This is a genomic window from Streptomyces griseicoloratus (assembly GCF_014534645.1).
Taxonomy (GTDB): domain Bacteria; phylum Actinomycetota; class Actinomycetes; order Streptomycetales; family Streptomycetaceae; genus Streptomyces; species Streptomyces griseicoloratus.
In genome coordinates this window covers 1-6,922 of record NZ_JACVQF010000175.1, presented here as the reverse complement: position 1 = coordinate 6,922, position 6,922 = coordinate 1, and the positions used below count along the sequence as shown (strand labels likewise).

The window sequence follows — 6,922 nt, the reverse complement described above, 5'->3', positions numbered from 1 at the left end:
GCAGGCCGACGGTGCCAACCGGACCGCGCTGTGGACGCTGACGAGCACCGGGACCGGTTTCGGCAAGCCGGTGAAGGTCTGGGACAGCACCGGTTCCATCAGCTGGAACTGGGACCGGTCGAAGGTCGTCTCCGGCGACTTCGACGGTGACGGCCGTGGTGATGTCGGGGTGCTGTACGACTACGGCCGGCAGGCCGACGGTTCGTACCGGACCGCGCTGTGGACGCTGACGAGCACCGGACCGGGTTTCGGTGCGCCGGTGAAGGCGTGGGACAGCAGCGGTTTCACCAGCTGGAACTGGGAGCGGTCGAAGGTCGTCTCCGGCGACTTCAACGGTGACGGCCGTGGTGACGTGGGGGTGCTGTACGGCTATGGCACCCAGACCGACGGTACGAACCGTACGGCGCTGTGGACGCTGACGAGCACCGGGTCGGGTTTCGGTGCGCCGGTGAAGGCATGGGACAGCAGTGGTTCCATCAGCTGGAACTGGGACCTGTCCAAGGTGACCGCCGGTGACTTCGACGGCGACGGCCGCGGTGACGTTGCGGTGCTGTACGACAACGGCACGCAGGCGGACGGTGCGAACCGTACGGCGCTGTGGACGTTCTCCAGCAGTGGTACCGGTTTCGCCAAGCCGGTGAAGACCTGGGACAGCACCGCGTTCGGCAGCTGGGCCTGGGGACGCAGCGAACTCGCCTGACCAGGGAGTCCGAACCGGCGCGGGCCTCCCTGGGGCGGGCCCGCGCCGGCGTGCGGCGGACACCTGCGGCCGCCCGGGGAAGGCACGGGCGGTGGCCCGGCGGGAACCTTCGGGCGCCGGGGCACGTACTCTTGGTAGCAGTACGACCGCTCTCACGAAGGACTGAACGACACTGGGCAAGCGACAGCCCGAAGGCCCGCCGCCGGTACCCGCGGTGCAGCGCATCCGTCTGCGGTACACCAAGCGCGGCCGCCTCCGGTTCACCAGCCACCGTGACTTCCAGCGCGCCTTCGAGCGTGCGCTGCGCCGTGCCGAGGTGCCGATGGCGTACTCGGCGGGGTTCACACCGCACCCGAAGGTGTCGTACGCCAATGCCGCACCCACCGGCACGGGCAGTGAGGCGGAGTATCTGGAGATCGCGCTCACCGAGGCGCGCGACCCGGAGCGGCTCAGGCTGCTCCTCGACGAGTCGCTGCCCGCCGGGCTCGACATCGTCGACGCGGTCGAGGCCCGCACGTCCGGGCTCGCCGACCGGCTGACGGCTTCCGTGTGGGAGCTGCGGCTGGACGGCGTGGAGCCGGCGGACGCCGAGCGTGCCGTCGCGGCCTTCGAAGCGGCCGAGACCGTCGAGGTGCAGCGCAAGACCAAGAGCGGCGTCCGCACGTTCGACGCCCGCTCGGCCGTCGTGAGTCTCCAGACCTCACAAACGCATCGTTCGCCGGCTGATAGGCCGACCGACCGGCCCTGTGCGATACTGCGGCTGGTTGTTCGGCACGTGACGCCTGCCGTACGACCCGACGACGTCCTGTCCGGTCTCCGAGCCGTGGCCGACCTGGCGCCGCCGGTCCCCGCAGCGGTGACCAGGCTGGCGCAGGGGCTGCTCGATGAAGAGACCGGCACGGTGACCGACCCGCTCGCGCCCGACCGCGAGGCAGCAGCGACCGAGCCCCAGACGGCCGGCGCCACTGCCGCCGCGACGGCGCCGGTGTAAGGAAGGTTCCGCGTAGGGACGGACGTCGTAGCGCCGCCCTCGAACTCGGGAGCCACCTGGGTCGGGCAGCGCACCGACCACAAGACTTTCGCCAGGCCGTGCACGACAAGGCGTACGGAACCGGCGAGACAGGACACAGAGAGCTCCCGAGCGGCGCCCGCGCCACGGACGGCGGCACACGCGCACCGCGCGAGCCGCGGACGTCACCGGTTTTCGACACGCTCGACGCCGGACCAGGCGCGGCGCCCGGGAGCCTGACGGGAGAAACGCCCGCATGCTCGAACCAACCGAATCCACCGGGCCCTCAACGGGTTCCGAATCGAACACCCCCAGCGACACCCTGCCGCCGCGTCGCCGGCGCAGGGCCGCGTCCCGGCCGGCGGGTCCGCCGGCGGGGTCCTCCGAGTCTCCGGTGGAGACCGTCGCGCCGGTGATGGCGTCGGCGGCCGCCGAAGACGTGGCGGAGGACGCCCTGGAGGAGACCGAGGTCGCCGAGGCGGCCTCGGACGAGAAGAAGGCCGGCGGGGAGCCCGCGCCCGCGGCCCGCACACGCCGCCGCGTGGTGCGCCGTGCCTCCGCGCCCGCCGGGTCCCCCGCGTCCGCGCAAGCGGCCGAGACCGTCGTCCCGGCGGCGCCCGCCGCCGAGGCTCCGGCACCGGCCGAGCAGGCTCCGGTCGCCGAGTCCGTTGCTGCCGCTGTCGCCGAGAGCGCCGAGGAAGCGGCTCCGCGGCGCACGCGTCGTCGTGCCACGCGCAGCGTGACGTCGCCCGCCGCGCCTGTTGCTTCCGAGGCGACAGAGACTCCGGTGGCTGCCGAGCAGGCTCCGGCCGCCGAGCCCGCCGCTGCCGCTGCCGCCGAGACCGCCGAGGAAGCGGCTCCGCGGCGCACGCGTCGTCGTGCCACGCGCAGCGTGACGTCCCCTGCCGCGCCCGCCGCTTCCGAGACGGCGGAGACTCCGGTGGCCGCCGAGGCCGTGGCGCCGGCGGAGGCCGCCGAGCCCACCGCTGCCGCCGAGCCCGCCGCCGAGACCGCCGAGGAAGCCGCTCCGCGGCGTACCCGGCGCAGGGCCACGCGGCGCGTGGCCGCCCCGGCCGCCGAAGCAGCGCCCGCCTCCGAGGCCCCCGAAGCCCCGCAGGCCGCCCCGGCCCCCGAGGCCGCCCCGGCCCCCGAGGCCGCCGCGCCCGCCGAGGCACCCGCCGCCGACGTGACCGAGGACGCCGCTCCGCGCCGTACCCGCCGTCGGGCCACCCGCAAGGCCGCCGGCGGCTTCGCGGAGCCGGCGCAGACCGCCGCCGCGGCGGCCGACGAGAGCGAAGCGCTGCCGCGTCCCGCGCGTCCGGCCGTCGCCGTGTTCCAGCCGCCCGTGTTCGCCGAGCCCAAGTTCCAGACGCCCGAGCGGGCCGCCGCCGAAGCGGCCGCCGAGGCGGCCGAGGCCGAACCGGCGCAGGCGCCCGAGGAGACCGGCGAGTTCCCGGAGGAGCAGCCCGCCGGCACGCGCCGCCGCCGTCGGCGCCGGGGCGCCGGCCCCGAGGAAGGGGCCGAGGAGCAGGCCGCCGAGACCGTCGTCGAGGAGGAGCCCGAGGCCGAGGAGACGGACGAGGACCACGGCGACGAAGCCGAGGCCGAGGAGTCCGGTTCCCGTCGCCGTCGTCGCCGGGGCGGCCGTCGCCGTCGCCGGGGCGAGACCGCCGACGCCGAGTCCGCGGACACCGACATCGAGCGCGTCGCCGCCGAGCAGGCCGCACAGGACGCGGAGGACACCGCCGAGCAGGCCGAGGAGGACGCCGAAGAGGCCGAGGAGGCCGCGGGCGAGGCCGGTGCGGGCGGCACCACCAGCAGCCGTCGCCGTCGCCGCCGCCGTCGCCGTGCCGGTGAGGGCGCCGGCGAGGCCGAGCCCTCCGCCGACGACCCAGAGCGCACGGTCGTGAAGGTCCGCGAGCCCCGCAAGGCCGCCGAGCCGTCCGACGAGGTGCAGTCCATCAAGGGCTCGACCCGCCTGGAGGCCAAGAAGCAGCGCCGCCGGGAAGGCCGTGAGCAGGGCCGCCGCCGCGTTCCGATCATCACCGAGGCCGAGTTCCTGGCCCGCCGGGAGGCCGTCGAGCGCGTGATGGTCGTGCGCCAGCACGGCGACCGCACACAGATCGGCGTCCTGGAGGACGGCGTGCTCGTCGAGCACTACGTCAACAAGGAGCAGTCGACCTCGTACGTCGGCAACGTCTACCTCGGCAAGGTGCAGAACGTGCTGCCGTCGATGGAGGCCGCCTTCATCGACATCGGCAAGGGCCGCAACGCCGTGCTCTACGCCGGCGAGGTCAACTTCGAGGCGCTCGGCATGGCCGGCGGCCCGCGCCGTATCGAGTCCGCCCTGAAGTCCGGGCAGTCCGTCCTCGTGCAGGTCACCAAGGACCCGATCGGCCACAAGGGCGCCCGGCTGACCAGCCAGGTCTCCCTGCCCGGCCGCTACCTGGTCTACGTGCCCGAGGGCTCGATGACCGGCATCAGCCGCAAGCTGCCCGACACCGAGCGGGCCCGGCTGAAGACCATCCTCAAGAAGATCGTCCCCGAGGACGCGGGCGTCATCGTGCGCACCGCCGCCGAGGGCGCGAGCGAGGACGAGCTGCGCCGTGACGTCGAACGGCTCCAGGCGCAGTGGGAGGACATCCAGAAGAAGGCCAAGAACGGCAACGCGCCGACGCTGCTGTACGGCGAGCCGGACATGACCGTCCGGGTCGTGCGCGACATCTTCAACGAGGACTTCTCCAAGGTCGTCGTCAGCGGCGACGACGCGTGGCAGACCATCCACGGGTACGTGGCGCACGTCGCCCCGGACCTCGCCGACCGGCTGTCCAAGTGGACGTCCGAGGTCGACGTCTTCGCCACCTACCGGATCGACGAGCAGCTCGCCAAGGCGCTGGACCGCAAGGTCTGGCTGCCCAGCGGCGGTTCGCTGGTGATCGACCGGACCGAGGCGATGGTCGTCGTCGACGTCAACACCGGCAAGTTCACCGGCCAGGGCGGCAACCTCGAGGAGACCGTCACCAGGAACAACCTGGAGGCGGCCGAGGAGATCGTGCGCCAGCTCAGGCTGCGCGACCTCGGCGGCATCATCGTCATCGACTTCATCGACATGGTGCTGGAGTCCAACCGGGACCTGGTGCTGCGGCGCCTGCTGGAGTGCCTGGGCCGGGACCGTACGAAGCACCAGGTCGCCGAGGTCACCTCGCTGGGGCTCGTGCAGATGACCCGCAAGCGGGTCGGCCAGGGGCTGCTGGAGTCGTTCTCCGAGACCTGCGTCCACTGCAACGGCCGCGGTGTCATCGTCCACCTCGACCAGCCGGCCGCCGCCGGCAACGGCGGGGGCAAGCGCCGCAAGCGGGCGCGTGCCGGTGCCGCCGAGCAGCCGCTGGAGCACGAGGCCGTGGCCGCCGTCGAGACCGCCCCGACGGCGGAGCAGGAGGCGGAGACCGAGTCCGAGGCGGAGGTGGCCGCCGAGGTCGCCGAGCCGGTCGCGCTCCCCGCGCCGGCCTTCACCCCGGACGAGGAGCTGTACAGCAGCGCCGCCGAGGCCGAGGCCGCCGCCACCCGCGGCCGCACCCGGCGCCGGACGAGCCGGCGGGCGTCCGCCCCGGCGGGCGCCCCGAAGGCGGCGCGGGCCGAGGGGCCGACCGCGCAGGACGTCACGGTCGAGGAGGAGATCGCGCGTCCGGTGGTGCAGGAGCCGGCCGCCGAGGTGCTGGCCGAGCCCGCGGCCGTCGAGGACGCCGTGTCCGGCGCCCCGGCCCCGGCCGCCGCCGGGGCCCCCGCCGCGGAGGAGGCCGCCCCCAAGGGCCGCACCCGCCGCCGGGTGACCCGGAAGGTGTCCGCACCGGCAGGTTCCCCCGCGGGTGCCGAGGCCGCCGTCGTGACGGTCGCCGAGACCGCGCCGGCGGTGGCCGCGGAGGCCGCACCGCAGGAGCCGGCCGAGGAGGCACCGGCGCCCGCCGCCGCGGAGAGCGCCGCCCCGGCCCGTCCCCGGCGCCGTGCGGTGCGGAAGCCCACCACGCCCACCGCGTCCGAGGAGGCGGCCGTCGTGGTCGTCCCGTCGGCCCCGGCGGAGGCGGCCGAGGCCCCCGTGGCCGAGGCACCCGCGGCCGAAGCACCGGCCGAGGAGGCCCCCGCGGAGCCGGCTGCCGAGGAGGCCGCCCCGGCCAAGAAGACGGCCCGCAAGACGGCCAAGAAGGCCACGGCGAAGAAGGCCGCCACCAAGAAGACCGCGGCCAAGAAGACGGCCGCGAAGAAGGCCACGGCCAAGAAGGCGGCCGCCAAGAAGACGACCGCGAAGAAGGCCACGGCCAAGAAGACGGCGTCGAAGAAGACCGCGGCCGCCGCCCAGCAGTCGCCGAACTCGGTCACCGCCGCCACCGACGAAGGCTGACGCAGCGGCCCGCTGTCGAACGTGTGGTCCTGTCCGTTCCGGACAGGACCACACGTGTCCCCGGAACAATCACGTGCAAGGAGAGAAACCCGCGATGATAGGCCTCGTGCTCGCCGCCGGCGCCGGACGGCGTCTGCGCCCCTACACCGACACCCTCCCCAAGGCGCTGGTGCCGGTGGGGCCCGAGGGCGCGGAGGACGGCATCACGGTGCTGGACCTGACCCTGGGCAACTTCGCCGAGGTGGGTCTGACCGAGGTCGGGATCATCGTCGGGTACCGCAAGGAGGCGGTGTACGCGCGCAAGGAGGCGCTGGAGGCGAAGTACGGCCTCAAGCTCACCCTCATCGACAACGACAAGGCCGAGGAGTGGAACAACGCCTACTCCCTGTGGTGCGGCCGTGACGCCCTCAAGGACGGCGTGATCCTCGCCAACGGCGACACCGTGCACCCGGTCTCCGTGGAGAAGACGCTGCTCGCGGCCCGCGGCGACGGCAAGAAGATCATCCTCGCGCTCGACACGGTGAAGAAGCTCGCCGACGAGGAGATGAAGGTCGTCGTCGACCCGGACAAGGGCGTGCAGCGGATCACCAAGCTGATGGACCCGGCGGAGGCGACCGGCGAGTACATCGGTGTCACGCTGATCGAGGGCGAGGCGGCGGCCGAGCTGGCGGACGCGCTGAAGGCGACCTTCGAGCGGGACCCGCAGCTGTACTACGAGGACGGCTACCAGGAGCTGGTGAACCGCGGCTTCAAGGTCGACGTGGCGCCGATCGGCGACGTCAAGTGGGTCGAGATCGACAACCACGACGACCTCGCC

The 6,922-nt window shown here is 73.9% G+C and carries 4 protein-coding genes; all 4 read left to right on the top strand.

The features are described from left to right. Positions 1-700, top strand: a 700-nt coding sequence (locus H0H10_RS08630) for an FG-GAP-like repeat-containing protein (RefSeq protein WP_188180271.1), incomplete at its 5' end; no start/stop codon positions are given. A 214-nt stretch (positions 701-914) separates the two neighbouring features. After that, positions 915-1,691, top strand: a complete 777-nt coding sequence (locus H0H10_RS08625; protein ID WP_188180270.1) for a TIGR03936 family radical SAM-associated protein — start codon at positions 915-917, stop codon at positions 1,689-1,691. Between the two features lie 274 nt (positions 1,692-1,965). Next, positions 1,966-6,105 carry an Rne/Rng family ribonuclease gene (locus H0H10_RS08620; protein ID WP_188180269.1) on the top strand — a complete coding sequence of 1,380 codons (4,140 nt, stop codon included), beginning with the start codon at positions 1,966-1,968 and terminating at the stop codon, positions 6,103-6,105. A gap of 94 nt (positions 6,106-6,199) precedes the next feature. Beyond that, a partial coding sequence (locus H0H10_RS08615; protein ID WP_188180268.1) for a phosphocholine cytidylyltransferase family protein occupies positions 6,200-6,922 on the top strand: 723 nt, incomplete at its 3' end.